We start from the raw sequence: 26,116 nt of genomic DNA, 5'->3' as shown, positions 1-26,116 counted from the left end.
GGACGGGGCCCGGGCCCCGTCCCTGGGCCCAGTTTATAGACTGGGCCCCGGGCCATAAGGTGGGCCCAGCGAGCGGATGCCGCCTCCGCACACCGACCCCCGCACACCGACCCCCGCACACCCCCACCCGGCCCCGCACACCCCACCCACCGCCGCACCCCCTCTGCCGCGCAACGTCACATGGCACCGGCCCGCCAGCACCAGCATTTAGGATGGGAACTTGGACGCGGCCCGCACAACAAGCCGCACACCCCCATCTCAGGAGTCCCATGGCGTTGATCGTGCAGAAGTTCGGCGGATCATCCGTCGCCGACGCCGAAAGCATCAAGCGGGTCGCCAAGCGCATCGTCGACACCCGCAAGGCCGGCAACGAGGTCGTCGTCGCCGTCTCGGCGATGGGCGACAGCACCGACGAACTGCTTGACCTCGCCCACCAGGTCACGCCGCTTCCCGCCCCGCGCGAGCTCGACATGCTGCTCACCGCTGGCGAACGCATCTCGATGGCGCTGCTCGCGATGGCCATCAAGAGCCTCGGCTACGACGCCCGCTCCTTCACCGGCAGCCAGGCCGGCATGATCACGGATGCCCGCCACGGCTCCGCGCGCATCGTCGACGTCACGCCCGGCCGCATCCGCTCGGCCCTCGACGAGGGCGCCGTCGCCATCGTCGCTGGCTTCCAAGGCTTCAATCGCGATACCAAGGACATCACGACTCTCGGCCGCGGCGGTTCGGACACCACCGCCGTCGCCCTCGCCGCGGCCCTCGGCGCCGACATCTGCGAAATCTACACGGATGTCGATGGCGTCTTCACCGCGGATCCGCGGGTCGTTCCCCATGCCCGCAAACTCGAGCGCGTCACCAGCGAGGAGATGCTCGAACTCGCCGCTGCCGGAGCCAAAGTTCTATACATTCGCGCTGTGGAATATGCCCGCCGGCACGGCGTCACCCTGCACGTGCGCTCCTCGTTCAACAACAACACCGGCACCATCGTGTACAACGCCGCGACCGCGCGAGAAAATGGAGTAATTGTGGAAGAGCCAATCATCGCCGGAATCGCCGCTGACCTGAGCGAAGCCAAGGTCACCGTGGTCGGTGTGCCCGACATTCCCGGTAAGGCCGCGCTCATCTTCAAGATTGTCGCGCGCACCAACGCCAACGTCGACATGATCGTGCAGAACGTGTCGGCCGCCGCCACCGGGCTCACCGACATCTCGTTCACCCTGCCCAAGTCGGAGGGCCAGCAGGTGCTCACCGCGCTGACCAACGAGAAAGAGCTCATCGGCTTCAAGAGCCTGCAGTACGACGACCAGATCGCCAAGCTCGCCCTGGTCGGCGGAGGTATGCGCACCAATACCGGCGTCTCGGCGAAGCTGTTCGAGGCGCTCTACGAGGCCGGGATCAACATCGAGATGATTTCGACCAGTGAGATTCGCATCTCGGTCGTCACCCGCGCCGACACCATCAACGAGGCCCTCCGCGTGGTACACACCGCGTTCGGGCTCGACGGTGAGATCGAAGCCGTCGTGCACGGTGGCTCCGGCCGCTAGTCCCGCCGAGGTGTGAGTTTTGACCCGGTCTAGGCCCCAAATGGCCTAAAAACTCACACGTCGCCAAACGGATACCCCGCCTCACCGTCATAACTCCTGCAAATTGTCCCGTTGGTTGTCAACTTCCGCGTAATTACGCGGGTCCACTTTCTCGGGTTTAGAAATTGCGAGAGTTAGGCCGGGTGGCAGGGGGAGGAACTCCCGTTTTGACAGAATGAAGCCCATCACCCCGACTCTCGGGGGCTAAATCAGAAAATCGACCACCGGCATCCGCTCCGGGGGCCGAAATGCCAGCAAGCAGTCCGAATTTCCTGAATTAGCCACGGGAGACAGCCCCACAGACGTTAGGAACCACACGTGACCAGCTCAGCCAACACCCCCGGCATCAATATCGGCGTCGTCGGCGCCACCGGACAGGTCGGCGCCGTGGTGCGTCGTCTGCTGGAGGAGCGCGACTTTCCGGTGAAGAGCATCCGCTTTTTCGCGTCAGCACGCTCGGCCGGCACCAGCCTCACCTTCAAGGGTGAGCAGATCACGGTCGAAGACGCCTCGGTTGCCGACCCGACCGGGCTCGACGTGGCCATCTTCTCGGCCGGCGCCACGCTCTCCAAAGCGCAGGCGCCCCGGTTTGCCGCGGCCGGTGTGCTCGTCGTCGACAACTCGAGCGGCTGGCGCATGGACCCCGACGTTCCCCTCGTCGTCAGCGAGGTCAACCCCGAAGCCATCAAGCAGGCCGTCAAGGGCATCATCGCCAACCCGAACTGCACCACCATGGCCGCCATGCCCGTGCTCAAGGTTTTGCACGACGAAGCCGGCCTCAAGCGCCTCATTGTGAGCACCTACCAGGCCGTGTCCGGCAGTGGCCTGGCCGGAGCGTTCGAACTGGCCAGCCAGGTGCGGGTTGCCGCGCAGGATGAGAACCTGTTCCAGCTCGTGCACGACGGAAGTGCCGTCACCCTGCCCGAGCCCACCATCTACGCCCGGCCGATCGCGTTCGACGTGATTCCGCTGGCCGGCAGCATCGTCGACGACGGTCAGTTCGAAACCGACGAAGAGAAGAAGCTGCGGAACGAGAGCCGCAAGATCCTCGGACTGCCCGAACTGCTGGTTTCCGGAACCTGCGTGCGCGTGCCCGTCTTTACCGGCCACTCGCTCTCGATCAATGTGGAGTTCGCCAAGCCGATCAGCGTCGCCCGCGCCGAGGAACTGTTGAAGGTGGCCCCCGGCGTCGAACTCACCGACATCCCCACGCCGCTGCAGGCCGCCGGCCAGGACGCCAGCTTCGTCGGTCGCATCCGTCAAGACGAAGGCGTACCGGATGGCCGTGGCCTCGCCCTCTTCATCAGCAACGACAACCTGCGCAAGGGTGCAGCCCTGAACGCCGTGCAGATCGCCGAACTCATCGCCGCCGCACGAGCCGCCTAGCCCGTTCCGAACTGCCCTGCCGCGCGCCTGTGCTTGCCTCGCCCGGGCCCGGAAAGTGGGCCCGTGATAGAAGCTGGGCCAGCTTTCGCAAGTTGGGCCCGGCAGCTCCGGCCGGCCCTGGTGGCGCACGGGGCCCGGGCCCCGTCCCTGGGCCCAGTTTATAAACTGGGCCCGGGGTCGCAAGGTGGGCCCGGAGGCCTTCAGCGAGTGAGAACTTCAGCGCGCGGCACGGCACCGGACGCCGAGTTCCCGTCTAATTCCGGGGCCGCTACTCCTGGGCTGCCAGGCGGTAGCCAACGCCGCGCACGGTTTCCAACCAGCTTGGGGTCATGCTGCTGTCACCGAGTTTGCGGCGCAGGTTGCCCATGCTCACGTCGAGGGTGGTGACGATCGGGTCGTAGGCGCGCACCGCGGCGATGCCGTCGAGGCCGTTGCTCGTGGCGATGGTCTCGACCCCGGCCTGGGTGAGCACGGCCTCGAGCCGGTTGCGAATGTCGGCGTCATCCTCGATGATGACGGCCACGCGCCGCTCGTCGTTGTCAGAAACCATACCTTTCATAGCCCCCACCACGAGCGCGCCTTTAGCGCAGTCCGAATTACGGCACAATGCCCACTTCGGGAATCGGTGCGGAGTCGCATGCGGGTTTATTCTGGTGTCAGAATCCGCCTGTCTTAGTGGCCTGGGATCAGGGAGCAATGTGGGGAAACCGGTTCGCCCCGCCCGATCCGCGGCGCATCTACTGCTCGTGCGCGTGGCCGTGCTGGTCACCGTCGCCCTCGGCGCGAACTATATTCTGTGGCGCTGGTTCTTCTCACTCAACTGGGACGCCTGGTGGATCGCCGTGGCCCTCGTGCTCGCCGAAACCTACAGCCTGATCGACGTCGCCCTGTTCGGCCTCACCATGTGGCGGGCGCGCGAGCGCGAGCTTCCCACCGCGCCGGCCGCCGACCTCACCGTCGACGTGTTCATCACGACCTACAACGAGCCCGTCGAGATGGTGCGGCGCACCGCGCTGGCGGCGCGCGGCATCCGCTACCCGCATTCCACGTTCATCCTCGACGACGGCAACCGCCCCGAGATGCGCGAGGCGGCCGACCAGCTCGGCGTGGGCTACATCACCCGCGGAGCCGACTGGCAGAATCGCCCGCTGCACGCCAAAGCCGGCAACCTCAATAACGCGCTCATGAGCACCGCGGGCGAGTTCCTACTCATTCTCGATGCCGACCAGGTTCCGCTGCCGCAGATACTCGACCACACTCTCGGCTACTTCGCCGACCCGAAGATCGCTCTGGTACAGACGCCGCAGGTGTTCGAGAACGTCGGCGCCGCCGATCCGCTCGGCAGCCAGGCTCCGTTGTTCTACGGACCGATCCAGCAGGGCAAAGACGGCTGGAACGCCGCGTTCTTCTGCGGCTCCAATGCCCTCCTGCGCCGCGAAGCGCTCATGCAGCTCGGCATCACCCGCTACGTGCTCGAAATGGAGCGCGCCGTCACCCGCGCCCTCACCGGCGCCGCCCGGGTGCTCGCCCGGGCCGGCCGGGCCGACGATGCGCAGGACCCGTTCGTCCAGGCCGCCCTGCACGAGGTGGGCGCGGCCATCAGCGACACGCGCGCCGCGATCGCCGCCGGCGAGACCATCGGGCCTGCCACCTACACGCTGCAGAATCGCATCACGGCGGTGTCGCGCGACCTGGTGGCCGTTGACCTGCACCTACTCACCCTCGACCTGGCCGTCATCGCCGAACTGCAGCTCGAAACGGATGCCGCCAGCGCCATTCCCGCACACAGCCTCGAGCTACTCGCCGCCCGCGACCTGTCCCCGCTCGGAGCCCTCGAATCGGTGCAGGTGCTGCTGCGGTCGATCGACGTGGACCGCGCCGACGAGGCCCAGCCGCTCATGCCGCTCGCCACGATCAGCGTCACCGAGGACATGGCTACGAGCATGCGCCTGCACGGCCTCGGCTTCAGCACCGTCTATCATCACGAAACCCTCGCCATTGGACTCGCTCCCGAAGACCTCGGCACCATGCTCACCCAGCGGTTGCGCTGGGCCCAGGGCACGATGCAGGTCATGATGCGCGAGAACCCGCTGGTGCAGCGCGGCCTCACCCTGCCGCAGCGACTGATGTACTTCTCGACCATGTGGAGCTATCTCAGCGGCTACGCCGCGCTGGTTTACTTCGCCGCCCCCGCCGTCTTTCTCTGCTTCGGCATTCTGCCGGTCAATACGACGGCCCTCGAATTCTTTCTGCGCTTTCTGCCGTTCATGATCGCCAACCAGCTGTTGTTCATCCTGTCCAGCCACGGAATCTCGACCTGGCGGGGCCAGCAGTACAGCCTCGCCCTGTTCCCGGTCTGGATCAAAGCCACCACGACCGCCGTCGCCAACGTGGTCTTCCACCGGCCGCTCGGCTTCGCGGTCACCCCGAAAACCCGGCAGGAGGGCGCTGCGCCCTGGCACCTGATCCGGCCGCAGATCATCGTCGCCATCGTGCTCGTCGTCGCCACCATCATCGGCGTGACCCGGCTGGCGCTCGGCGTCGGCGAACCCATCGGCACGTTCGTGAACCTCGCCTGGGTCGTGTTCGACCTCGTCATTCTCAGCGTGCTGGTACCCGCCGCCCGCTATCAAGGCTTTACCCCGAAGGAGACAAGCCGCTAATGCAATTCACGGTCACCGACCAGGGCGACGGCATCGCCGTCGTGCACATCATGGGACGTTTGAATATGGTCACCGCACCGCGCCTGCGGGAGGTGGTGGCAGCATCCGTCGCCGCCGGCCAGAATCGGGTGGCTGTCGACCTGAGCGACGTCGATTTCATCGACTCCTCGGGCCTCGGCGCTCTCATCGGCGGCCTCAAGGTCACCCGGCAGGCCGGCGGCGACCTGCGCATCGCCGCGCCGAACGAGCAGGTGCGCCTGGTGTTGCAGCTGACCAACATGGAACGCGTCCTCACCGCGTATCCCGCCGCGAGCAGCGCGTTCCATGGTTAGCGTGAGCGCGCACACCCTCACGCTGGTCTCACCGCCCGACGACGTGGACACCGTGCACGCCCTGCTCGAAACGGTCTGGGCGGATGCCGCGCACGTCTCCCCGAGAGACCGTTTCAGTTTCGAGACGGCCCTGATCGAACTCGCCTCGAACGTGCTGTGCCACGGCAACACCGGCAGCGGTGTGACCTGCGCACTGCGGCTCGAGGTGAGCGCTGTCTCGATCGACGCGCGGCTGAGCGATACCGGGGGGACGGTAGTGGAGCTGCTCGCGGCGTCCGCCGACCCCGCATCAGACGGTGCGGTGGACAGCCGTGAGATGCCCGATGCGCTGAGCGAATCGGGCCGGGGAATCGCGCTCATCCAGGCCCTCGTCGACGAGCTCGAATACACCCGCGACGGCGACGTGAACCGCTGGCACATCGTGCGAACGCTGCGGTCATGACTGCGTCGGCTATTTTCCAGCACACCGAACTCACCCGCCAGCGCGCGCTCGACGACCTGCATATCCTCGACACCGCGCCGGAGGAACGCTTCGACCGCATCACCCGGCTGGTCAAAGAGCTCTTCCATGTGCAGATCGCCATCATCTCGCTCATCGACCACGACCGGCAGTGGAACAAGTCCAGCGCTGGCATCGAGCCCGATCAGCCCCTCGAGTATCCGCGGTCCAGTGCCTTCTGCGATTCCACCATCGACGCCTGCGGCACGTTGATCGTGCCCGATGCCCGGCTGGACCCGCGGTTTCGCGACAATATCTATGTGACCGGGGAACCGGGCATCCGCTTTTATGCCGGTCATGTTCTCGAAGCGCAAGGCGGCGAACGCATCGGCGCCCTATGCGTGTTCGATACCGTGCCGCGCGAGTTCTCGGCGCTCGAGCAGAATCTGCTCCGCGACCTGGCGTTCTGGGTGCAGAACGAGCTGAACGCCTCGCAGGAACTCGACCAGGCAGCCGCGGTACAGCACGGCCTGCTGCCCAAGAAACTCGTGAGCCTGCCGGGGTTCGAGGTGGCCGGGGCCTGTTCGCCGTCGCGCGCCGTCGGCGGCGACTTCTACGACTGGTATCCGGTGGGGGAGGGCGCGGCCTTCACCCTCGCTGACGTCATGGGCAAGGGGGTGGGTGCGGCGATCATCGCGGCGACCGTGCGGGCAGTGCTGCGAGCCGGATCTCGTCTCGATGGTGTGGCCGAGGTCGCGCGTATCGCGGCGGCGACGCTCGACCCAGACCTCGACGAGGCGGGCAGTTTCGTGACGCTGTTCCACGCCCGACTCGACATGGACACCGGTGTCGTGAGCTACGTCGATGCCGGCCACGGCCTCACCCTGGTCGTGCACGCCGACGGCACGACCGAGCGGCTCACGTCGCTGCGGCTGCCGCTCGGCGCCGGCGACGACTCGCCCTGGCAGGAGCAGACTGTCGTGCTCGCGCCGGGCAGCACGCTGGTGTCGGTGAGCGACGGTGTGCTCGACCTGTTTGACGGCACGCTCGCCTCCCTCGACGCGGTCGACCGGCTGGTGCGTGGGGCGCCGACTGCCCAGAACGCTGTGGATTCGCTGATGCTGCGGGCCGGGCTCAGCGCCCCCGACGATGTCACGGTCATCGTCATTCGGCGCGCGGGCGAGCGGTGAGTGCGCGGTCAGGCGGATCCGCTCGCAGCGATACACTCGACAGTGTGAATTCTCAGGGAACCGTTGACGTAGTCCTCATTGGTGGCGGCATCATGAGTGCCACCCTCGGCACGCTCCTGAAGGAGCTGCAGCCCGACTGGCGCATCGAGGTGTACGAGCGCCTCGGCGAGCTGGCCCAAGAGAGCTCGAACCCGTGGAACAACGCCGGCACCGGCCACGCCGGGCTATGCGAACTCAACTACATGCCGCAGGCTGCGGACGGTTCGGTCACCGCCGACAAGGCCGTCGTTATCAACGAGCAGTTCCAGATCAGCCGCCAGCTGTGGGCGCACCTGGTTTCGATCGGCGCCCTGCCCGAGCCAGAGAAGTTCATCAACTCCACCCCGCACATGACCTTCGTGCACGGCAAAGCCAACGTGGAATACCTGCGTAAGCGCCACGCCGTGCTCGCTCCCGAGCCGTTGTTCGCCGGCATGGAATTCAGCGATGACACCGCCACCATCGGCACCTGGACTCCGCTGCTCACCCGCAAGCGCCCCGCCGGCCAGAAGATCGCCGCCACCCGCATCACGAGCGGCACCGACGTCGACTTCGGCGCCCTCACCCGGCTCATGTTCGAGAACCTCGAACAGCAGGGCGTCACGATGCACATGAACGAGCAGGTCGTGGGCCTGGGGCACAAAGCGGATGGCACGTGGAACCTTAAATTGCTGCGCCAGGTCGGGCAGACCCGCAGTACCATCAACGCCCGCTTCGTGTTCGTCGGAGCCGGTGGCGGCGCACTCGCTCTGCTGCAGCAGAGCGGGATTCCCGAGATCAAGGGCTTCGGTGGTTTTCCGATCAGTGGCCAGTTCCTGCGCACCACCAACCCGAAGCTCGTCGCTCAGCACCAGGCCAAGGTCTACGGCAAGGCGGCCAAGGGCGCCCCGCCCATGTCGGTTCCGCACCTCGACACCCGCGTCGTCGACGGCGAAATGTCGCTTTTGTTCGGCCCGTACGCCGGGTTCAGCCCCAAGTTCTTGAAGACGAGCACCTGGTTCGACCTGCCGTTCTCCATTCGCACGCACAACCTCGGCCCGATGCTAGCCGTCGCGAAGAACAACTTCGACCTGATGAAATACCTGATCGGCGAGGTTTTCGCGTCGCGGAACGCCAAGATCAAGGCCCTGCGCGAGTTCATTCCCGCCGCGGATTCGAAGGACTGGGAGCTCATCACGGCCGGCCAGCGCGTTCAGGTCATGAAGAAGGACCCCAAGCTCGGGGGAGTGCTGCAGTTCGGCACCGAGGTCATCACCTCGAGCGACGGCTCGATCGCCGGCCTGCTCGGCGCCTCGCCGGGAGCCTCGACGGCCGCGCCGATCATGGTGGACCTGCTGGCGCGCTGCTTCCCCGACCGCATCGAGGGCTGGAAGCCGCGGATCCGCCAGATGATCCCCAGCTACGGCACCCGCCTCTCCGACGACCCCGCTGCTGCTGCCGCGTCCCTCGCCGCGACCGCCGAGGTCTTGAACCTCACGAACTAGTCCCAGCTCGCCTCGGGAGAGCGCAAAAAGTGCCGGATTGGAGTGTCCAATCGGGCACTTTTTGCGCTCTCGCGGAAGGAAGATTGGAGCCGGGCGGGGATCGCGTAGGAGGGCGCTGTCAACCCCTTGAATGCGGGAGTTAGCGGATGTCTACTTAAAGCCCAATGGCGGCCAGGAGGCGGCACGTGAACCCGAACAATGGCGTTTCGGACGCCCAGAATCCGCTCGTATCGCAGCTCGGCATCCTCCAGGTCACCCCGACCGAATGGTTGGTGCGAGATTCGCACATGCTCGATGGCGACCCGGCCGCCCTGCTCGGAGTGATCCAGCAGAGCGGGGACGCCTATGAGGTGACCAAGCTCGGCGTGCTCACCACGAGGTGGTTCTACTCATCCTTCGACCGGGCCCAAGCCAGTTTTTTGGTGCGCGGTGCAACCGGCCCGGGCGCACCAATGCGGCCCGGCAGCCGCCAGGTCTCACGCGTCACGGACTAGCCGAGACGGTCGGCCCGCGGTCTACATTTCGTGGCCGTCGGCACCCGTGGTGGGATTGGTGTGGTGCTGCTCCTTCTTGACGGATGCTTCGGTGCGGTCGAGCAGGTCACTCACCTTGTTCTGTGCCACGGACGCGGCGTCGCGGGCAATCGTCTCGGCCTGCGAGATGACTTTCTGCGTGGCGGGGTCGCCCCACATTTCGTGGGCTTTCGCGCTGAGCCGGTCATAGGCCTGGCGGCCGGCCTTGGATCCGAGAACGAAGCCGGTCGCGGTACCGGCGAGGAACAAGAACTTGCCTTTCATGGGGACTCCTTAGGGGTTGCGGGGTGCGGGGACGTCACGCGGTGGGTTCGGCGAGGCGGGGGTCTTCTGCGTCGACGTCGTGCCCGACGAGATCGGGGTTTGACGGGTTGTCGGCGGGGTCGATGTCGTCGAGGTTGGGCTCGTTGTCGACGTTGTCCTGATCGTCTTCGGCATCGCTGTCGGGCGCGGCGGCCTCCCCGGCTGTCGAGCCGTCGTCGCTCGGGGCCGGCCCATCGGGACCGGTGCCCGCGCTTGCGACCGGAACGGCTGAGCCCGCGTATTCGTCGTCCGGCCCGTCGGGCCCATCCGGCCCGACCAGCTGATCGGGGTTGGTCGGCGAAGCCGGGGCCTCGGGCGCCGATTCGGTTTCTGGGGTGTCGGGGGCATCGAGCGGCGGCTGGTTGTCGGGGTCGGAGTCGTAAGTCACAGGTCTACCTTTCTCATGGGGACGGCCGGGTCGCAGCGGCGACCGGCGGGCGGCACTCAAGTTATACCCCGAACGGGTGAGATTCATCAGGTCGCTTCGCCGAGTAAAAGTGTGCGCAGCGCCGTCTCGACCGAGACTCGGCCCGCGGGGTCGATGGTCTCACCGGCGAGATAGAGGTCAACCACGCGCGGATCCACGTAGCTCGTGCGCGCGATCGCCGGCGTGTTGCCCAGCGCATCCGCCGCCTGACGCATGGCTGCGGCGATGACACGGTTGTCCTGGCGCCGGCTGCGCGTCGCAGCACGTGGCGGCCGGGCAGCGGATGCCGCGGGCGCGGCCGATCCCGCCGGCCCAGCAGCTGAGGCTTGCGCACCCGGCGCACCTGTAGCACCCGCGCCATCCGTGCCGCCAGACGATCGTGGCCGCCCGGCAGAGCCCGCCACACCGGATACCGCCGGCCGGCCGCCCGCCTCCGTGGTCACCTTCAAACTCTCGGCGAGACTGGCCGCCAGGCTCTGCGCGGCGGCGGCCGTGCCCCGCAGGGTGCGAAAGTCCTTCGCCGTGAACTCCCCGCCGGTTCGTTCCTTGATGAAATCGTTGATGTCGGCGGCCGACACGATGTCCTCGATGTCATCCAGTACCCAGGACAGCAGCGGTGCGGCCGGCCGCTCGCGCAGGCGGGCGCGCAGATACAACGCGAGGTCGGCATCCGTTATGACGCCCTGAAACTGTTGCCCACTCTTGGCCGGAAAATTCAGCCGCACCACGTCGCCGCGCACCGTTACGTGGGAGCAGAGCAGGGTCGAAAGGCCGTGGCTGCCGTACGTATCGGCGTAGCGCTCGCTGCCGATGCGCAGCGAGGCGAGGTCGAGCATGCGAAACGCCGCGGCGAGCGCCCGGGTGCGCGGCGGGCCGTCGCCGCGAAGCTCACGGGTGACTTGGCCGCGCACCCGCGGCAGCGATTCGGCCAGCTGCAGCGCGCGCTCGAACTTGAGGCGGTCCTTCTGTTCGCGCCACACCGGGTGGTAAATGTACTGGCGGCGCCCGGCGGCGTCGATGCCGATCGCTTGGATATGCCCGTTCGCGTGCGGCGAGATCCACACGTCGTTCCACGCGGGCGGAATCGCGAGCGCCGCGAGTTGCTCGCGCAGCGCCGTCTCGGTCACCTTCTGCCCGGCGGGGTCGCGGTAGCTGAAGCCCGTGCCGGCGCGCTTTCGCGTGTACCCCGGCCGGGTCGGGTCACTGCGTCGCAGCCGGGTCATGCCGGTGTGGCTTCTGATCGCATGTCGGCACAATACAGCGATTCCCCGCCGAGCGGATGCCGCGGCGCCGGTGTCCGCGCGCTCGCGGCCATCGAGCCCCTCAGGCGCGCTCGCCCATCGAGCCCCTCCGGTGTGCTCGTGGCACGTGTTGAGGAAGCCTGCACGTGTTCAAACCAGTGCCAACTTCCCTAACGCGTGCTGCGAGCGGATGCCACTGCTCGCGCCCGGCTCGCCCGCTCGCGACCTTCGAACGCGTTCGCGGCACCCCTCTGTAGGAGTGCCGCGAACTCTGCTGAGTTCCGCGAGCCCGGCGCGGGCCGCGGGCGTCCGCTCACTCCGGGTTTTTCGGCAGACACTTGCAATTCAGTCGTACCTATGTTCGACTTGACCCATGCGGTGGAGCTCACAAGAACTACAGACCGAGCGGCCCGGCGCCCTGCCGGGGCTGGCCCGCCTGAACAACCTCGTGCGCAGCGTGCAGACGCCCGACTTCGCCGGGATCACGTTCCACGAGATCCTCGCCAAGTCGGCGCTCAACCACGTGCCCGGGCAGAGCGCGCTGCCGTTCGGCTACACGATCAACCCCTACCGCGGATGCTCCCACGCCTGCACCTACTGCTTCGCCCGCCCAACGCATCAGTACCTCGACCTCGACGCCGGCAAGGATTTCGACAGCGAGATCATTGTGAAGGTCAACGTGGCCGAGGTCTTGCGTAAAGAGCTGGCGAAACCGACGTGGGGGAGGCATCCGGTGGCGCTCGGCACCAACACCGACCCGTACCAGCGCGCCGAGGGACGCTACCGGCTGATGCCGGGCATCATAGCGGCCCTCGCCGACAGCAAGACGCCCTTCTCCATTCTCACCAAGGGAACCCTGCTGCCCCGCGATCTCGACCTGCTGGTCGAGGCGAGCGAGCATGTTCCGGTCGATCTGGCCATGTCGATCGCCATCTACGACGACGAGCTGCAGCAGTCCGTCGAGCCGGGCACCCCCACCACCACGGCACGCCTCGCCACGGTCACCACGGTGCGGGAACGCGGCCTGGACTGCGGCATCTTTCTCATGCCCATTTTGCCGTTTCTCACCGACACCCGAGCCCACCTCGACGAGGCGCTGCGCCAGGCCAAGGCTGCCGGGGCGACGAGCGTGCTCTACTCGGGGCTCAACCTGAAGCCCGCAGTCAAAGACTGGTACCTGCAGTGGCTCGGCCGCGAGCATCCCGAACTGGTCGGCCGCTACCAGGAGCTCTACGCCCGCGGCCAGTACGCCCCCAAGGAATACCGCACCTGGCTCGCCGCCCGCATCAAACCCCTCATTCGAGCGCACGGCCTTGAGCGCGGGGTCGTCGACCCGTCCACCGGCGGGCTGCGCTCCAGCGCCTTCCCGTCCTCCCCGGAACGGATGCCCGCGCCCGCCTCCCACGCGCCCGCCCTTCTCCCTGCGCCGGGCCCGGGTTCTGCGCTGGCCTCTGCACCGGGCGCTTCCCGGGGCCGGGGCCGGGGCCCGGGCCCCGGCCCCGGGCCCAGTTTAGAAACTGGGCCCGGGGTCACAAGGTGGGCCCCGGGCTCCGAGTCCCCGCGGTCGCTGATCGCCGCCGAGCTCCCGCCCGAACTCTCACCCACCCTGTTCTGACCGGTCAGACTTTCCGGGCCGGGGCCGGGAAACTGGGCCCATGATCGACCCACGGCTATGCCACCCGCCCAACCACCACCCGCCCCCATTCAACCCCGGTGGCATACTTGACCAGGGGGAAAATATGTCTCTGGGTCTACCCGGCCACTTAGTGCAGCTGACGCTCGCGCGCGCCCTCGCACGGGCCGCACACTGGTTCGCGCTGACCTGCCTGATGGCCGCGGTCGTGTCCGTCGGCATTCTCAGCCTCACCCGCAGCCCCGAACTCTGGATCACCATCGTGGTCGTGGCCGCCATGGGGGCCCTGCTCATTCTTTTCACCCGGCACCGCCGCATCACTTTGGCGGTCGCCTATCTCATCGTCGGAACCCTCGGCGTCTACGTCTTCACCACGACCGTGCTCGGCGTTCCCGACGTATTCCCCGCGTCGAATATGTTCCTCGTTGCCCTGCCGAAGATGGCACTCGTCATGGTCGGCGGCGCCGGAACCACCGCCCTCGCCGGCGTGCTCTGGAGCACCGCGGCGTTCATCCTCGCCGAGACCGCCGCGTTCCTCGCCATCCTGGGTACCGCAGTGCCCTACCGGCCCGACCTGTTCACCCTCTCCACCTACCTCGTGCTCGTCGGCGTCATGGTGCTCGCCGGAATCGACCGCCGCGCGAGTAACGCCGCCCAGCCCGCAATCCACCGTGCCGTGCAAGACGGATCCAACCGCCAGCTCCGCGACGCCCTCGACACCCGCGCCATCGCCCTACTCAATGACACGACCGTGGCCCAGCTCGTCGCCCTGTCCCTGGCCGAACCCGGCGCCCTCTCGCCGGGCCTCCGGGCGAGCCTCAACTACACGCTCGCCACCCTGCACGACACCAACTGGCTCACCGACATCGACGCCCGTACCAACACCGCCCCGCGACCAACCGTCACCGGCACAGCCACTGAGAACACGCCGAAATCACCCGTCAGCGACGCCTGGCTGTCGAGCGCCGTCTACACCGCCATCGAACGCACACGCGACCGCGGACTCGTTGTCGAAGTCACCGGCGACCGCGATGCCCTCGCGTGCCTCGACGCCGGCAGCGACCGCGACGTGGGCCTCGCCATTGAGCAGTGCCTCGTCAACGTCATCCTGCACGCCGGAGTCGCCTCCGCCGAGGTCGCCATCGAATCCGACCTGAGCACAATCTCACTGCTCATAACGGATGCCGGCCGCGGCTTCACCGAATCGGAATCCGCCTCCGACCGCCTCGGTCTGCGGCAGTCGGTGCGGCGCCGCATCGAACAGCTCGGCGGATCCGTGCTGATCTGGAGCCGCCCCGGCGCCGGCACGAGCGTGCGCCTGACGGTTCCGGCCGCCACACACACGCCCACGAACCCTGCCACCAGCCAGACCGCGCGAAACCGCCCGACCCCGCGAAACCCCCCGATGACCCGCGCGACCCCGCCCAGCCACAACCCGGCGACCCCACGGAACCCCCGATGACCCGCGCGACCCCCACCCCGCGCCGGCCGCGCGCGCCGGCATCCGCTTCGCAGCAGCGCCTCGACCCCATCGGCGGCCTCGCCGCGTGGCCCCTCGCCCCGGTCGTCGCCCTCATCGTCGTGACCTACGCCATCGTCGCGACGATATCGCGCATGCACGAGATCCAGATCACTGAGCTCGCCGCGGCCTCCGTTGCCGTGCTCATGATCGCGGCCGCCGTGCTGGTGTGGGCCGCCCGCCCCGATCTGGCGCCGTTCACCCGCACCCGCGCCGTCGTGATCGTGGCCCTCGGCCTCGCGGCGCACCTGCTCGCCGCGGCGAGCACCTGGCAGTTCAACGGCATGATCCAGGACGACTTCGCCCCGATCGGACTCGGCCTGCTGCTCCTCGCCCTTGCCCCATTCCGTCCGTGGAAAGAAATCCTCACGCTCGGCGTCTCCTCCGCCGTCGTCGTCGGCGTCACGGCCCTGGCCCAGTCTCCGTTTCTCGGCATCCAGACCCCGCCTTTCCTTTTCGCCATCATCGCCATGACCCAGGTGCTCGCCCCCGCGCTCGCCTCGGCGGCGTATTCGCGCCAGGTCGTCAACTCCATTCACCGCTGGCAAACGGATGCCCGCCGCGCCATCCGCGCGCGCACCGAAGAGAGCCGGGGTCTCCTCGCCACCGAGGTCGTCGATCAGCGTCTGAAAAACCTCGGCGCCGATGTGCTCCCCTTTCTGGCCGACGTACTCGAGCGAGAAACCCTGACAGCAGCCGACATCAAACGGGCGCGCTCCCTCGCCTTCCAGGTGCGGCGGGTGCTCGTGGCCGAGGTCGACCACACCTGGCTCGACGACCTCATCGACCGCGAACGCCTCAAACTCACCGAGCGCGGCCTCAACCCGCTGTGCGTGATCGCCGACCCCGAGCGCCGCGCGACCGGCTTCGACTCCGATCAGCGCGCCGCCGTCGGTGCCCTGATCGTGGCCCTCTGCCGACTCAAGGGCTTCGACCCCACCAGCCTGGTCGTACAGATCGACGGATCCGGCGAAGCCCCCGCCGACACCGACCAGATCACCCAGGCCTTCGGCCACCGCGGAGCCCGGCCGACACCGGCCGCCGACACCACGACCATTGCCATCGTCACCGCCGCCGAAGAGCAGGCCGCGACCCAGGCCAAGGCCCAGGCCCGCGCGCAGGCCCAGGTGCACGCCGCCACCGCCCCCAGGCCGCGCACAACGGGGTTGAGCGCCATCGACACCATCACGATCCAGGCCGGCATCTCCCTGCCGCCGTTTCACCGCCGCCGAGCCCTGCGCCCGTACCTCAGTGTGCTGCGCGCCGTGTTCACCCGGGTGCGGGTGACCAGCCGGCATCCGCTGCTCACGCTAGAATTTGACGCTGAGCGCACCACGACCAAAGGCATCAAATAATGGCGAAACTGTACTTTCGATACGGCGCCATGAACAGCGGTAAAAGCACGTCCATGCTGCAGGCGGCCTATAACTATGAGGAGCGCGGCCACCACGTGCTGCTCGCCAAGCCGAGCGTCGATACCAAGGGTGACCGCGGCATCCTCTCCCGGCTGGGCGTCACCCGCGCCGTCGACTTTCTGCTCACTCCCGAAACGGATGCCTACGCCGCGTTCCAGCAGCACCGCGGCGAGGTCTTAAAACAGTCCGGCCGTGACGTAAGCGCCCTACTGCTCGACGAGGCCCAGTTTCTCACCGAAACCCAGGTCGACGACCTGCTGCGCATCGCGATTCTCGAGAACGTGCCCGTGTTGGCCTACGGTATTCGCACGGACTTTCAAACCGTCGCTTTTCCCGGAAGCCGCCGCCTGCTCGAGGTTGCCCACAGCCTCGAAGAGCTCAAAACCATCTGCCGCTGCGGGCGCAAAGCGGTGTTCAACGGGCGCAAGATCGACGGCGCGTTTGTGTTCGACGGCGACCAGGTGGCCATCGACGGCGAAGAGGTCACCTACGAGTCGCTCTGCGGCAGCTGCTATCTCGACGAGAGCCACGGAGTGCTCAACAATCGCAGCCGGCCAGCGCCCGAATAATCCGCCCGAATAAAGCGCCGAGCGCACAGCCCGCCTGACGCGGTCGGGACGCTCGTCGTCGTCGCGAGCACCCCCTGTCCCCCCAGTTCCCCGCTTCCAGCTTAGAAATTCGAAGCAGACCGGTCCAGCCGCCAGTTCTGTGGGCCCCCAAACAGGGCACAGCGCCCAAAGCCCACAATGGGGTGCGGTCGGATGTGAAAGGAGACATTAGGGTAAAATCCATGTACCGCTATCGAGTGGCCCTCATCGACGATCACGAGATCGTCGCGCGCGGATTCGCCGAGTTGTTTTCCACTATCCCCGAGATCCACGTTGCTGGCACCGTCGCCACGGTGACCGAACTGCTTGAAACCACGCCGCACGGCACCCGCATCGACCTGGTCATCCTCGACCTGCGTCTCTCCGACGGCTCAACGGTCATGAGCAATGTCGACCGGCTTCGCGCCCGGGGTGCGGCCGTACTCGCCTTCACCGGGGGAGACGACGCACAGCTCATGCGGGCCGCAGCCCGCGCCGGGGTGCTCGGCGTCGTGCGCAAATCCGAGCCGGCCGCCGTGCTGCTCGACGCCATCACCCGGGCCGCGCGCGGTGAAACCATCGCCTCCACCGACTGGGCCGCCGCCCTCGACGGCGACCCCGACCTCGCTGACGCGGGCCTCAGCCCGCGCGAGCGCGAGGTACTCGCGCTCTACGCGGCCGGCGCGAAAGCGCCCCTCGTCGCGTCCCGCACCGCACTCTCCGAGGCCACCGTCATCGACTACATCCGCCGCGTTCGCTCCAAGTACGAGCGCGTCGGACGCCCGGCCAACACCAAGATCGACCTATACAAGCGCGCTCTGGAAGACGGCATCCTGCCCGTTCCCGGCCGCTCCTAATGCCCCAGCGAAATTCGCACGAAGCGGATGCTCCGCCTCGCCCGCCGAGAGCGCGTCCCGACGCCGACACGGCCGCCAGCGCCTGCGCCACCGAGCTCGACGACGTATCCGCCACCGAACGTCTCACCCGCATGCTCTACCTCGGCGTCGGCGCCACCGCGCTGATCTTCGGCGTGCTGTCCCTCGACGTGTTCCTGCGCCAGGTCTACAACCCGTTCCCGGTCGCGTCGACCGTCGGCTGGTTGTTCATCGTGGGGTTGCCGGCCGCCCTCGGTTTTCTCTCCCATCTGGTGCCGCTGCGGGTATTACGGCGCATCGCTCTCACTGAAGGCTTCACCTTTTCGTTCATCCTCTGCTGGTGGCTGGTCATGCGGCTCGAACCCCTCCCGGCCGGCACCGATGTGCCGTGGGTGCTCATGCTGTCGGGCATTCCCACGGTTACCATCGCCATCAGCGTGCGGCCCTGGACAGCGCGAATCTATGCCGTGCTGGCGTCTATCGCGAGCGGACTCATTCGCGGCGCGACCTCGCCGGAAGCCGACCCACTGCTCGTGGGGTTGCAGGACGCTCTCTATATGCTCCTTCTGTCGAGCGTTCTGGTGGGGCTGACGCTGACCATCCGACGCAGCGCCGCTCGAGTCGACGGGGAGGAATACGTGCGACGGGCCGCCGAATCCGAGCAGGCCGCCCGGCTTGCCCGGCGCGCGGAGCGGCAGACCATCAATGCCCTCGTGCACGACAGCGTGCTCTCCACCCTGCTGATGGCGGGCCTGAACCGGGCCTCGCCCACCGTGGTCGCCCGCCAAGCGCGTTTCACGCTGGACCAGCTCGACGCTCTCGGCACGGATGCCCGGACGGCCCCCGTCAGCGGGGCTGACTTCGCCAATCAATTGCGGCACCAGTGCCAGCAGCTCGCGGCCGCGGTGCACGTCACGATTCTGCAGAACGATCTCAAGCCGATCCCCGCTCCGGTCGTACTCGCGCTGCTCGGTGCCGCCGGCGAGGCACTGCGCAACTCGGTCGCCGCCGCCGGAGTTGGGCATCCGCATCAGGTGCGCCGTCGGGTGACGCTGAGCGCCGACCGGAATGCGATTCACCTGGCGGTCACCGACGACGGGGTAGGTTTCGACAGCGCCCAAGTGCCCGACAACCGGCTGGGAATCGTGGAGAGCATCGTCGGTCGCATGGAACGCGTGCCGGGCGGAAGCGCCGTCATCACGAGCCGGCCGGGTCACGGAGTCACTGTCGATCTGTTCTGGGTTCGAACGATAACGCCGATCGGGGCCTCGCCAGCGGCCACTCCGGCGGCCGTGACCGCGGCGACGGCTCTTTTCGCCCGCATACCAGGGGCGGCACCGCGTCCCCTGTCGTTCTCGGCGTCGCTCGGTCTTTCCGTGCGCCTGTCCCGGCTCGACGTCGTGCTCTTCATCGTCGTGCACTCGGTGCTCGCCGCCGCCAACTCCGATCGCATCACCATCATGCCGCTGGGCATCTTTGCTTTTCTCGCGCTCTCCAGCGCGGCGATTCTGGTCACCGGTGACGCCGCTGATCCGATGCCGATGATCCGCACGGTAGGTGTTCTCCTGCTCTGCACGGTCGCTGCCGTCCTGATGTTCTTCCACATTCCGAGCGGGCCGGTTGGACCGTTCGCCCACTGGCACCTGGGCGCCATCACGCTGCTGCTCGTCGTGTTGGTCGCCCGCGGACGCACCGGTTGGGCCTGGGCGGGATACGCCATGATGGCTTTCAGCTCCATCGCTGTGGCGGTGCACACGGGGCTCACCGTCGGCGACGGCCTCCTGCAGGCAAGCCGCCACGCGGGTACCCTCCTGGTGGGCACCTTGTTCGCCGTGGCCCTGCGGCACTACTCACGCAATCTCGACGAGTTGTACCGCGATCGGTTGCAGAGGGAAACCTTTGTGGCCCGCACCGGCGCGACCACCTCCGAACGTCAGGTGCAGGTCGCCCGACTGAACGCGTTGGCGCGACCCTCGCTCGAACGTCTCACCCGCATCGACCCGGTGACGGATTTTCAGCGCGACGAGTTCCTGCTGGTGGAGGCCAGCCTGCGCGACGCCATTCGCGCGCGCTGTCTGTTCGTCGAACCCATCATCGGGGCAGCCTGGGCGGCACGCGCCCGCGGGGTCGAGGTCGTGCTGCTCGACGACAGCGGCGATCGGCCACCGGCATCCGTTGCGCTGACGGCCGCGATCGTGGGCGGCGAGCTCGACCGACTGATGCAGGGGCGACTGACGGTGCGGGTACTGCCGCCCGGCCGGCCGGAATTCGCGACGATCATCGTGGAGACCACCGTGAACGCCATCACGATGAGCCGGCTGCTGGTCATCTCCCGGAACGGCCTGGTGCGGGAGGTATGAACGCGCGTTCTGCATTAATCACCCCCACTTCGGGTGCGATGACGGCGTTTTGCTGAGATTGATCCCCAATCCACCTATGTATTGCACCAGATGGCCGCTAGCGTAGAAGCAGCCTAGGTATTTCATGACGATGTGCCGGGAAGCGTTGAAACCGACGTCGCAACCATCTAGCACCCAGGGGGAACCTCACTATGTTCAAGAAAAGCCTAGCCACGGCCGCACTCGCCGTCATTGCCGTCTTCGCGTTCGCGCCAGCCGCTGTCGCCGCCGACTACGTGTCGGACCCTGCGGTTGTGACCATTACGGCTCCGCCCATCGCCGGCGAAACTGCCGTCATCGCCTTTGCCGCAAACGCGTTCGAGCAAAGCGAAAGCGTCAAGTACACAGTCACCGGGTCGCACGCCGCCACGCTGAGCGTCGTGAAGGCTGCCGTCACCCAGTCGCTCACCAAGCGTGCTGAGCTAGACGGCTCTTCCTCGGTCAAAGTTCTGATTCCCGATGAGGCCGTCGGCAACTACACGGTCACCGCCTCCGCGGCCTCCGCTACTTACACCGCAACCCTCGACATCGTTGCAGCCGACGCCGGATCCGGAACGGGCCTCCCGTCGACCGGCTACAATGCTCCGGTTCTCGTCATCTGGGGTGCCGCTGGCATCCTCGTGCTCGGTGTCGCCCTCGTCGTCGTGCGCATCTCGGTTCGCCGTCAGCAGGCCACCGCGTAACCAGCTTTTCCGGGCAGCCCTGGCTGCTCGCACGGAACGCCTCGACTGCCGTCTGGTGTCGGGGCGTTTTGTGCGCCCACGAGGGTACGTGGGCGGGCCGCTGCCGGCGCGCGCGACGTACCCGGGCGCGCCCAGGGCCACGGCAGCAGGGCCGTGGTTACCGGCTACGCAGTGCTCGACGGCGGTTCGGCAACGACCTGCAGCCCGGTGGCTGAGTTCGCCGAGAGCGACAGTGCTTCGACCCACTCCCGGTTAAGTGTGGGAATCTTGCTGCCGAAATACTTGTAGGCCAGGGCAATTCCCGGGTGGATCCACACTGTGCTGCGACCGCCGCCGGTGAGGGGGTCGTCGCGCCACGAGAAGTAGAACGATTCACCGCGGCGCAGTTTGGCTCCGATGACGAGCTGGATGTGCGCCAGAACGCGGTCATCGAAGTCGGCCGTCAGGTACGAATCGTAGGTTAGCTTGCCCATGTTCTGGCCTTATCGTTCGCAGGTCACTCCGACCGGCGGGCAGGCCGTATCGCAGAAAAACCTCGGGTGTTGATCACTCTTTCAGAGCGCGGGTAAGTGCTGTTCGTGCTGATACTAGTAAAGGCATTTGCAAAGTCCCTCACCAAGTTAGCTTAAACCTATCCCCAAAGCAGGGGGCAGCGCATCCGAACCCCACGAACTACAGCAGAGCCGGCACAATTACGAGAGCATTGAACGTCACGTGCGCGATCATCGCGCCGCCGATTCGCCCGGTGGCCAGCGACAGCGAGGCTGCAGCCAGGCCAAAGATCAGCGTCGAGCTCCCCACCACCGCGACGGTGGCCAGGTCGCTGAGGTCGAGGGCAACGAGGTGCATAAGGGCGAACGTGAGGCCGCTCACGGCAATCGCGATCGGCGCCGCCCATCGTGCCGCCACGCGGCCGTAGACGGCCCGAAGCACGAGACCACGAAAGAAGAGCTCTTCGATGATGGGGGCGAGCAGTACGGGCGCGAGTAGTGCACCGAACAGCCACCAGGCGTCGTAGACAGTGTCGCCCAGGCGAACTCCGGCCGAGCCGATGCTGCCATAGCCCAGAATTTCGATGAGGCTCGCGACGGTGCGCGCCAGCAGTCCAACGCCGAGCCCCCAGATCAGGTCGATCCCCCGAACCGAGAATCGCAGCCACCGCCAGAAGCTCGCACCGTGGGCCCAGCCGGCCACCACGATGGCTCCGAGCAGGGGTATCCACACGCACAGGTAGCTAAGCGGCAGTGCCCACCGGGCATCGGCGAATTGCGTGCTGTCGACAACCACGATGAGCACCATCGCCAGCACGATGCCGATGGCGGCCGGCGTGAGTGCTGACCCGACGTGGCGCGGTCGAACCCTCGACGGCCCAGCTGTTTCTGTAGTTATACCCATACGGTAAAGCTACCCAAATACCCGTTAGGGGTGCACGGTCAGAGTTGGCGACCAAAGTTCGATATCCTCAGATGAGGGGAGCCGTGCGATCGTGCGGTGCACAAAGCGCTGGTGCCAGCTGAAATTCCCACAGAACACCTGAGGGGAACGCCGTCGAATGGAACTTCGCGACTACATTCGCATGCTGCGCAAGAGTTGGGTGCTCATTGTGTTGTGCACTCTCGTGGCCGTCGGCGCGGCATCCGCTTTCTCGATTTTGCAGACGCCCCAGTACAGCGCCACGTCCAAAGTGTTCGTCTCGATTCAGTCGAGTGGTTCGACCGCCGACCTGGCCCAGGGCAATAACTTCTCGGTGGCGCGCGTGAAGACCTATTCGGCCCTCGTGACCACACCCATCGTGCTGCTGCCCGTTGTGGCCGCGCTCGACCTCGGTGTCACGGCCGAGGAACTCGCCACGAAGGTCACTGCGTCGTCGCAGTTGGAGACCTCGATCATCGAAGTGACCGTTACCGACACCGATCCGGTGCGGGCCGCCGACACGGCCAACGCCGTTCTGGCCAGCCTCACCCTCGTGGTCGAAGAAATCGAAACACCAGACACGACCGACGCGACCTCGCCGGTCAAGCTGGCGCGCGCACAGGAAGCGACCGTCGCGACCGCCCCGGTCAGCCCGAACGTGCCGCTCAACATCGCCCTCGGCGCCCTCGTGGGCCTCGCCCTCGGCGTGGGCTTCGCGGTGCTGAGAGAAACCCTCGAAACCCGCATTCGCAACACCCGCGATGTCGAACAGCTTACCGACCTGCCCATTCTCGGCGGTATCGTGTTCGACCCGAAGGCCAAGGATCGGCCGCTGATCGTGCACGTCGACCCGCGCAGCCCCCGCGCCGAGTCGTTCCGCACGCTGCGCACCAACCTGCAGTATCTCGATGTGGGCCGCACCGACCGCTCCTTCGTCATCACCTCCTCGATCGAGAGCGAGGGCAAGAGCACGACCGGCGCCAACCTCGCAATCGCCCTAGCAGATGCCGGCTCGCGCGTTCTGCTCGTCGACGCCGACCTGCGTCGCCCCAAGGTTGCCGATTATATGGACGTTGAAGGCGCGGTCGGGCTCACCGACGTGCTGATCGGACGGGCCGACCTGGCCGACGTCATCCAGCCCTGGGGAAAAGCGCAGCTCTTCGTACTGCCGGCCGGCCACGTGCCGCCGAACCCGAGCGAGCTGCTCGGCTCCACCCGCATGACCCAACTCATCACCGAGTTCAACCGGGCCTTCGACGTGGTCATCTTCGACTCACCCCCGCTGCTTCCGGTGACGGATGCCGCGATTCTCGCCAAGAACGTGGGCGGGGCGCTGATCGTCGTGGCGGCCGGTCGCACCCACAAGAACCAGCTCAAGGGGGCTATCGCCGCGCTCGACAACGTGGGCGCTCCCGTCTCGGGACTCGTGCTCACGATGCTGCCGACCAAGGGCCCCGATGCCTACGGGTACGGCCACTACGGGTATGGCTATGGTTACGGCGACACCACGGTACCGGCCGTCGTGCCGACACCCACCGCGGAGCGAACCCGCGGCTCGCGCGTCAAGCCGTGACCGGCCCGCGTTCTGCTTGAATAGGGCAATGTCTTCTCCCCGATCGGCACACGCAGCGCGGCCGAAGCGCTCCCGAACGCGCACCACCGTGGGCCCGGTTGTGCTCGGGCTGCTCGTTGTCTTTATCGCCGCCACCGCCTGGGTGGGTATTCGCGGCTTGCAGGCGAAGGACGCCCTCGAGGCGGCCGTGCCGCTCGCCATGAGCCTCAAAGACCAGGTCGTCGCCGGTAACGGTGCTGCCGCTGCCCTGAGCGCGGCCGAGTTGGCCGAATTCGCCGACACCGCCCGGTCCCGCACGAGCGACCCCGTCTGGCGCGCCTATGAGCTGCTCCCGTTTCTCGGACCCAACCTGGTGGCCGTGCGCGAGGTCGCCGCGGTGGTCGACGACGTCGCCCAGAATGCCGTGATGCCCCTCGCCGCACTCGCCGGCACCCTCGACCTGAACGCCTTCAAACCGGTTGACGGAAAAATCGCCCTGCAGCCCCTGATCGATTCGCAACCGCAGGTCGCCGCGGCCAACACTGCTCTCACCCGCGCGGCCGCCAACGTCGACCGCATCGACACCGGCAACGTGCTCGAGGTCGTGCGCAGCTCGGTCACCCAGCTGCAAACCGTCACGGTCGACACCGCGGTCACCCTCGACGGCATGCAACGTGCCGTCACCCTGGTGCCGGCCATGCTCGGCGCCGACGCACCCCGCGACTACATTCTGCTGTTTCAGAATCCCGCCGAGCTGCGCTCCACCGGCGGCATCCCCGGCGCCCTCGCCCTGCTGCACACCGACCAGGGCAGCATCGAGCTCACGCAGCAGGCGAGTTCCGGATCGTTCGCGCAGCCGGACGAGCCGGTACTCCCTCTCGGCGACGAGATTCGCAGCATTTACGGGGACATCACCGGTCAGTTCATCCAGAACGTCACCATGACGCCCGATTTCGCCCAGAGCGGCGCCCTGACGCGTGAAATGTGGCGCCTCGCATTCGGCGTCGAGGCCAACGGCGTACTCTCGGTCGATCCGGTCGCGCTCAGCTACCTGCTCGATGCCACCGGGCCGATCACGCTGGCCACTGGCGATGAGCTCACCGCCGACAACGCCGTGCAGTTGCTGCTCAGCGACGTCTACGCACGCTACGAGGTGCCGGCCCAGCAGGATGCCTTCTTCGCCGCCGCCGCCGGCGCGGTCTTCGACGCTGTCAAGAGTGGCCGCGCCGATCCGACCAAACTGCTCACCGCGCTCGTCCGCGCCGGCGCAGAAAACCGGGTACTGGTCTGGAACGCAAACGAGGGCGAGCAGGCCGTTCTCGCCGGCACTACCCTCGCCGGAGCGCGCCCGGTCAGCGACAGCGCCACGAACCGTTTCGGCCTCTACCTGAACGACGCCACCGGTGCCAAAATGGACCTCTACCTCAACGTGCACACCGCCATCGGCCAGCAGACCTGCCGCGCAGACCAGCGCCCGCAGTACGCGGTCGAGGTCACCCTCACCAACACTGCCCCAGCGGATGCCGCCACCAGCCTTCCCGCTTATGTCACCGGCGGCGGTTCCTTCGGCGTGCCGCTCGGCAATATCAAGACCATGGTGAGCGGGTACGGCACTCCCGAGGTGCAAAATCTCGGCGTCACCCGCGACGGGGCCACCGTTCCCTACCATCCGGCCACCGATGCGACCTTTCCGGTCAGCACGGTGGGCGTCGAACTGGCCCCGGGGGAGAGTACTGTGCTGCGCTTCAACTGGCTCGGCGCTCGGCCATTCAGCGGTGCCCTCGAGCTGCGCAGCACCCCCCTCATCGCGCTGCACGAGGCGACACAACTAGACTTCAGTTGTCAGGGTTCGTCACAATGATCTAATTCAGCACCACCCCGGGGGGTAAGCACGTGCTCAAGAAACTTCTCGCCACACTCGCGATCGCTGCCGTCGCCCTGCTCGCTGTGCCGGTCGCCGCGCAGGCGGCGGGCTACGTCGCTGCCGACCTCGTCTCGGTCAGTGGCGACCAGCAGCCCGGTGGCGAGGTCAGCGTCGGGTTCCAAAGCGGTGCATTCGAGAAGGCGGAGCGGGTGGCCGTGGCCGTCACCGGCGACGGCGCCGTGACGATCGGCATCGTGCGTGCCGTGACCACCGACACGGAGCGCACGGCGACCAACCTCGGCGCACTCGAACTCACCATCGTGCTGCCGGCTGATGCCGTCGGTTCCTACACTCTCACCGCCACCGGCCTGAAATCGCAAAGTGTGGGCACGGCGACGATCACGGTTGTCGCCGCCGATGGCTCGGCGACCCTGCCGTCAGCCGGCTTCGGGGTGCCAGCGCTGGTGCTCTATTCCGTCGCCGGTGTACTCGCGCTGGGCCTGGCGTTCGTGCTGATCGGCCGCCGTTGGGTGCGCGGCCAGCACGCCTGAAT

General features: G+C 67.1%; 23 protein-coding genes and 1 pseudogene. 18 read left to right on the top strand and 6 right to left on the bottom strand.

From position 1 onward, the window contains the following. Positions 1-269 precede the first annotated feature (269 nt). Together CXY77_RS15945 and CXY77_RS15940 are read left to right on the top strand one after the other, a co-directional pair. Positions 270-1,547 (top strand): aspartate kinase, encoded by a 1,278-nt coding sequence (locus CXY77_RS15945; RefSeq protein WP_092340317.1) that lies wholly within the window; start codon positions 270-272, stop codon positions 1,545-1,547. 357 nt (positions 1,548-1,904) lie between these two features. After that, positions 1,905-2,972: an aspartate-semialdehyde dehydrogenase gene (locus CXY77_RS15940; protein WP_104089011.1), complete on the top strand. Its 1,068-nt coding sequence runs from the start codon at positions 1,905-1,907 to the stop codon at positions 2,970-2,972. A gap of 268 nt (positions 2,973-3,240) precedes the next feature. Here the strand turns inward: CXY77_RS15940 and CXY77_RS21135 are convergent. Then, a pseudogene (locus tag CXY77_RS21135) lies at positions 3,241-3,354 on the bottom strand (helix-turn-helix domain-containing protein); the annotation flags it as partial. 316 nt (positions 3,355-3,670) lie between these two features. On the opposite strand from CXY77_RS21135, the gene CXY77_RS15930 reads away from it, so the two are divergent. The 6 genes from CXY77_RS15930 (at position 3,671) to CXY77_RS15905 (ending at position 9,613) form a co-directional block, all read left to right on the top strand. After that, positions 3,671-5,635, top strand: a complete 1,965-nt coding sequence (locus tag CXY77_RS15930; protein WP_233197451.1) for a glycosyltransferase — start codon at positions 3,671-3,673, stop codon at positions 5,633-5,635. Beyond that, on the top strand, positions 5,635-5,967 hold the full coding sequence (locus CXY77_RS15925) for an STAS domain-containing protein (RefSeq protein WP_092340310.1): 333 nt from the start codon (positions 5,635-5,637) through the stop codon (positions 5,965-5,967). Before CXY77_RS15930 ends, CXY77_RS15925 begins: the two co-directional genes overlap by 1 nt. Position 5,968: 1 nt before the next feature. Beyond that, on the top strand, positions 5,969-6,409 hold the full coding sequence (locus CXY77_RS15920; RefSeq protein ID WP_158252862.1) for an ATP-binding protein: 441 nt from the start codon (positions 5,969-5,971) through the stop codon (positions 6,407-6,409). Beyond that, the gene (locus CXY77_RS15915; RefSeq protein WP_092340308.1) at positions 6,406-7,596 is read left to right on the top strand and encodes a PP2C family protein-serine/threonine phosphatase; all 1,191 of its coding nucleotides are present in this window, start codon (positions 6,406-6,408) and stop codon (positions 7,594-7,596) included. Before CXY77_RS15920 ends, CXY77_RS15915 begins: the two co-directional genes overlap by 4 nt. Positions 7,597-7,640: 44 nt before the next feature. Next, positions 7,641-9,119 carry a malate:quinone oxidoreductase gene (locus tag CXY77_RS15910; RefSeq protein ID WP_104089016.1) on the top strand — a complete coding sequence of 493 codons (1,479 nt, stop codon included), beginning with the start codon at positions 7,641-7,643 and terminating at the stop codon, positions 9,117-9,119. Between the two features lie 185 nt (positions 9,120-9,304). Continuing rightward, a complete protein-coding gene (locus CXY77_RS15905) occupies positions 9,305-9,613 on the top strand; it encodes a hypothetical protein (protein ID WP_104130471.1) in 309 nt (102 codons plus the stop codon). 21 nt (positions 9,614-9,634) lie between these two features. Here CXY77_RS15905 and CXY77_RS15900 read toward each other — a convergent pair whose 3' ends face one another. From CXY77_RS15900 to CXY77_RS15890, 3 genes are all read right to left on the bottom strand, one after another. Then, positions 9,635-9,916 (bottom strand): hypothetical protein, encoded by a 282-nt coding sequence (locus CXY77_RS15900; RefSeq protein ID WP_092340305.1) that lies wholly within the window; start codon positions 9,914-9,916, stop codon positions 9,635-9,637. A gap of 34 nt (positions 9,917-9,950) precedes the next feature. After that, positions 9,951-10,343 carry a hypothetical protein gene (locus CXY77_RS15895; RefSeq protein ID WP_092340304.1) on the bottom strand — a complete coding sequence of 131 codons (393 nt, stop codon included), beginning with the start codon at positions 10,341-10,343 and terminating at the stop codon, positions 9,951-9,953. Positions 10,344-10,429: 86 nt separating this feature from the next. After that, positions 10,430-11,605, bottom strand: coding sequence for a DNA topoisomerase IB (locus tag CXY77_RS15890; protein ID WP_104130470.1), 1,176 nt, complete (start codon positions 11,603-11,605; stop codon positions 10,430-10,432). Between the two features lie 391 nt (positions 11,606-11,996). Here CXY77_RS15890 and CXY77_RS15885 point away from each other — a divergent pair, with 391 nt between their 5' ends. The 7 genes from CXY77_RS15885 (at position 11,997) to CXY77_RS15855 (ending at position 20,734) form a co-directional block, all read left to right on the top strand. After that, positions 11,997-13,238, top strand: a complete 1,242-nt coding sequence (locus CXY77_RS15885; RefSeq protein WP_104130469.1) for an Rv2578c family radical SAM protein — start codon at positions 11,997-11,999, stop codon at positions 13,236-13,238. Between the two features lie 124 nt (positions 13,239-13,362). Next, on the top strand, positions 13,363-14,718 hold the full coding sequence (locus tag CXY77_RS15880) for an ATP-binding protein (protein WP_140425559.1): 1,356 nt from the start codon (positions 13,363-13,365) through the stop codon (positions 14,716-14,718). After that, positions 14,715-16,130, top strand: a complete 1,416-nt coding sequence (locus CXY77_RS15875) for a hypothetical protein (RefSeq protein ID WP_092340299.1) — start codon at positions 14,715-14,717, stop codon at positions 16,128-16,130. The genes CXY77_RS15880 and CXY77_RS15875 overlap by 4 nt, the downstream gene beginning before the upstream one ends. Beyond that, positions 16,130-16,759, top strand: coding sequence for a thymidine kinase (locus CXY77_RS15870; RefSeq protein ID WP_092340298.1), 630 nt, complete (start codon positions 16,130-16,132; stop codon positions 16,757-16,759). The genes CXY77_RS15875 and CXY77_RS15870 overlap by 1 nt, the downstream gene beginning before the upstream one ends. Positions 16,760-16,980: 221 nt before the next feature. Then, complete coding sequence (locus tag CXY77_RS15865; RefSeq protein ID WP_092340297.1) at positions 16,981-17,634, top strand: response regulator transcription factor; 654 nt, start codon at positions 16,981-16,983, stop codon at positions 17,632-17,634. Continuing rightward, positions 17,634-20,012, top strand: a complete 2,379-nt coding sequence (locus CXY77_RS15860; protein ID WP_104130467.1) for a sensor histidine kinase — start codon at positions 17,634-17,636, stop codon at positions 20,010-20,012. Before CXY77_RS15865 ends, CXY77_RS15860 begins: the two co-directional genes overlap by 1 nt. Positions 20,013-20,203: 191 nt before the next feature. Beyond that, the gene (locus tag CXY77_RS15855) at positions 20,204-20,734 is read left to right on the top strand and encodes a hypothetical protein (protein WP_092340295.1); all 531 of its coding nucleotides are present in this window, start codon (positions 20,204-20,206) and stop codon (positions 20,732-20,734) included. A 164-nt stretch (positions 20,735-20,898) separates the two neighbouring features. Here the strand turns inward: CXY77_RS15855 and CXY77_RS15850 are convergent, their stop codons facing one another. After that, positions 20,899-21,207, bottom strand: coding sequence for an ATP-dependent DNA ligase (locus CXY77_RS15850; RefSeq protein ID WP_092340294.1), 309 nt, complete (start codon positions 21,205-21,207; stop codon positions 20,899-20,901). Positions 21,208-21,406: 199 nt separating this feature from the next. Further along, positions 21,407-22,129, bottom strand: a complete 723-nt coding sequence (locus tag CXY77_RS15845) for a CPBP family intramembrane glutamic endopeptidase (protein ID WP_104130466.1) — start codon at positions 22,127-22,129, stop codon at positions 21,407-21,409. A gap of 157 nt (positions 22,130-22,286) precedes the next feature. Between CXY77_RS15845 and CXY77_RS15840 the strand changes: the two genes are divergently transcribed. From CXY77_RS15840 to CXY77_RS15830, 3 genes are read left to right on the top strand one after another with little or no spacing between them, the layout of a single operon-like run. Further along, complete coding sequence (locus CXY77_RS15840) at positions 22,287-23,720, top strand: polysaccharide biosynthesis tyrosine autokinase (protein WP_104089031.1); 1,434 nt, start codon at positions 22,287-22,289, stop codon at positions 23,718-23,720. A gap of 28 nt (positions 23,721-23,748) precedes the next feature. Beyond that, positions 23,749-25,560: a DUF4012 domain-containing protein gene (locus CXY77_RS15835; RefSeq protein ID WP_158252861.1), complete on the top strand. Its 1,812-nt coding sequence runs from the start codon at positions 23,749-23,751 to the stop codon at positions 25,558-25,560. Positions 25,561-25,592: 32 nt separating this feature from the next. After that, positions 25,593-26,114 (top strand): hypothetical protein, encoded by a 522-nt coding sequence (locus tag CXY77_RS15830; protein ID WP_092340290.1) that lies wholly within the window; start codon positions 25,593-25,595, stop codon positions 26,112-26,114. Positions 26,115-26,116: the final 2 nt, after the last annotated feature.

Source organism: Cryobacterium sp. N21, assembly GCF_002929575.1.
GTDB lineage: Bacteria > Actinomycetota > Actinomycetes > Actinomycetales > Microbacteriaceae > Cryobacterium > Cryobacterium flavum.
This window is presented reverse-complemented; position numbering and strand designations above follow the sequence as displayed.

Coding starts and splice junctions, on each gene's coding strand:
- CXY77_RS15945 (WP_092340317.1), top strand. CDS start 270: ATGGCGTTGATCGTGCAGAAGTTCGGCGGATCATCCGTCGCCGACGCC.
- CXY77_RS15855 (WP_092340295.1), top strand. CDS start 20,204: ATGTTCAAGAAAAGCCTAGCCACGGCCGCACTCGCCGTCATTGCCGTC.
- CXY77_RS15875 (WP_092340299.1), top strand. CDS start 14,715: ATGACCCGCGCGACCCCCACCCCGCGCCGGCCGCGCGCGCCGGCATCC.
- CXY77_RS15835 (WP_158252861.1), top strand. CDS start 23,749: ATGTCTTCTCCCCGATCGGCACACGCAGCGCGGCCGAAGCGCTCCCGA.
- CXY77_RS15840 (WP_104089031.1), top strand. CDS start 22,287: ATGGAACTTCGCGACTACATTCGCATGCTGCGCAAGAGTTGGGTGCTC.
- CXY77_RS15850 (WP_092340294.1), bottom strand. CDS start 21,207: ATGGGCAAGCTAACCTACGATTCGTACCTGACGGCCGACTTCGATGAC.
- CXY77_RS15880 (WP_140425559.1), top strand. CDS start 13,363: ATGTCTCTGGGTCTACCCGGCCACTTAGTGCAGCTGACGCTCGCGCGC.
- CXY77_RS15870 (WP_092340298.1), top strand. CDS start 16,130: ATGGCGAAACTGTACTTTCGATACGGCGCCATGAACAGCGGTAAAAGC.
- CXY77_RS15900 (WP_092340305.1), bottom strand. CDS start 9,916: ATGAAAGGCAAGTTCTTGTTCCTCGCCGGTACCGCGACCGGCTTCGTT.
- CXY77_RS15845 (WP_104130466.1), bottom strand. CDS start 22,129: ATGGGTATAACTACAGAAACAGCTGGGCCGTCGAGGGTTCGACCGCGC.
- CXY77_RS15860 (WP_104130467.1), top strand. CDS start 17,634: ATGCCCCAGCGAAATTCGCACGAAGCGGATGCTCCGCCTCGCCCGCCG.
- CXY77_RS15925 (WP_092340310.1), top strand. CDS start 5,635: ATGCAATTCACGGTCACCGACCAGGGCGACGGCATCGCCGTCGTGCAC.
- CXY77_RS15890 (WP_104130470.1), bottom strand. CDS start 11,605: ATGACCCGGCTGCGACGCAGTGACCCGACCCGGCCGGGGTACACGCGA.
- CXY77_RS15885 (WP_104130469.1), top strand. CDS start 11,997: ATGCGGTGGAGCTCACAAGAACTACAGACCGAGCGGCCCGGCGCCCTG.
- CXY77_RS15865 (WP_092340297.1), top strand. CDS start 16,981: ATGTACCGCTATCGAGTGGCCCTCATCGACGATCACGAGATCGTCGCG.
- CXY77_RS15915 (WP_092340308.1), top strand. CDS start 6,406: ATGACTGCGTCGGCTATTTTCCAGCACACCGAACTCACCCGCCAGCGC.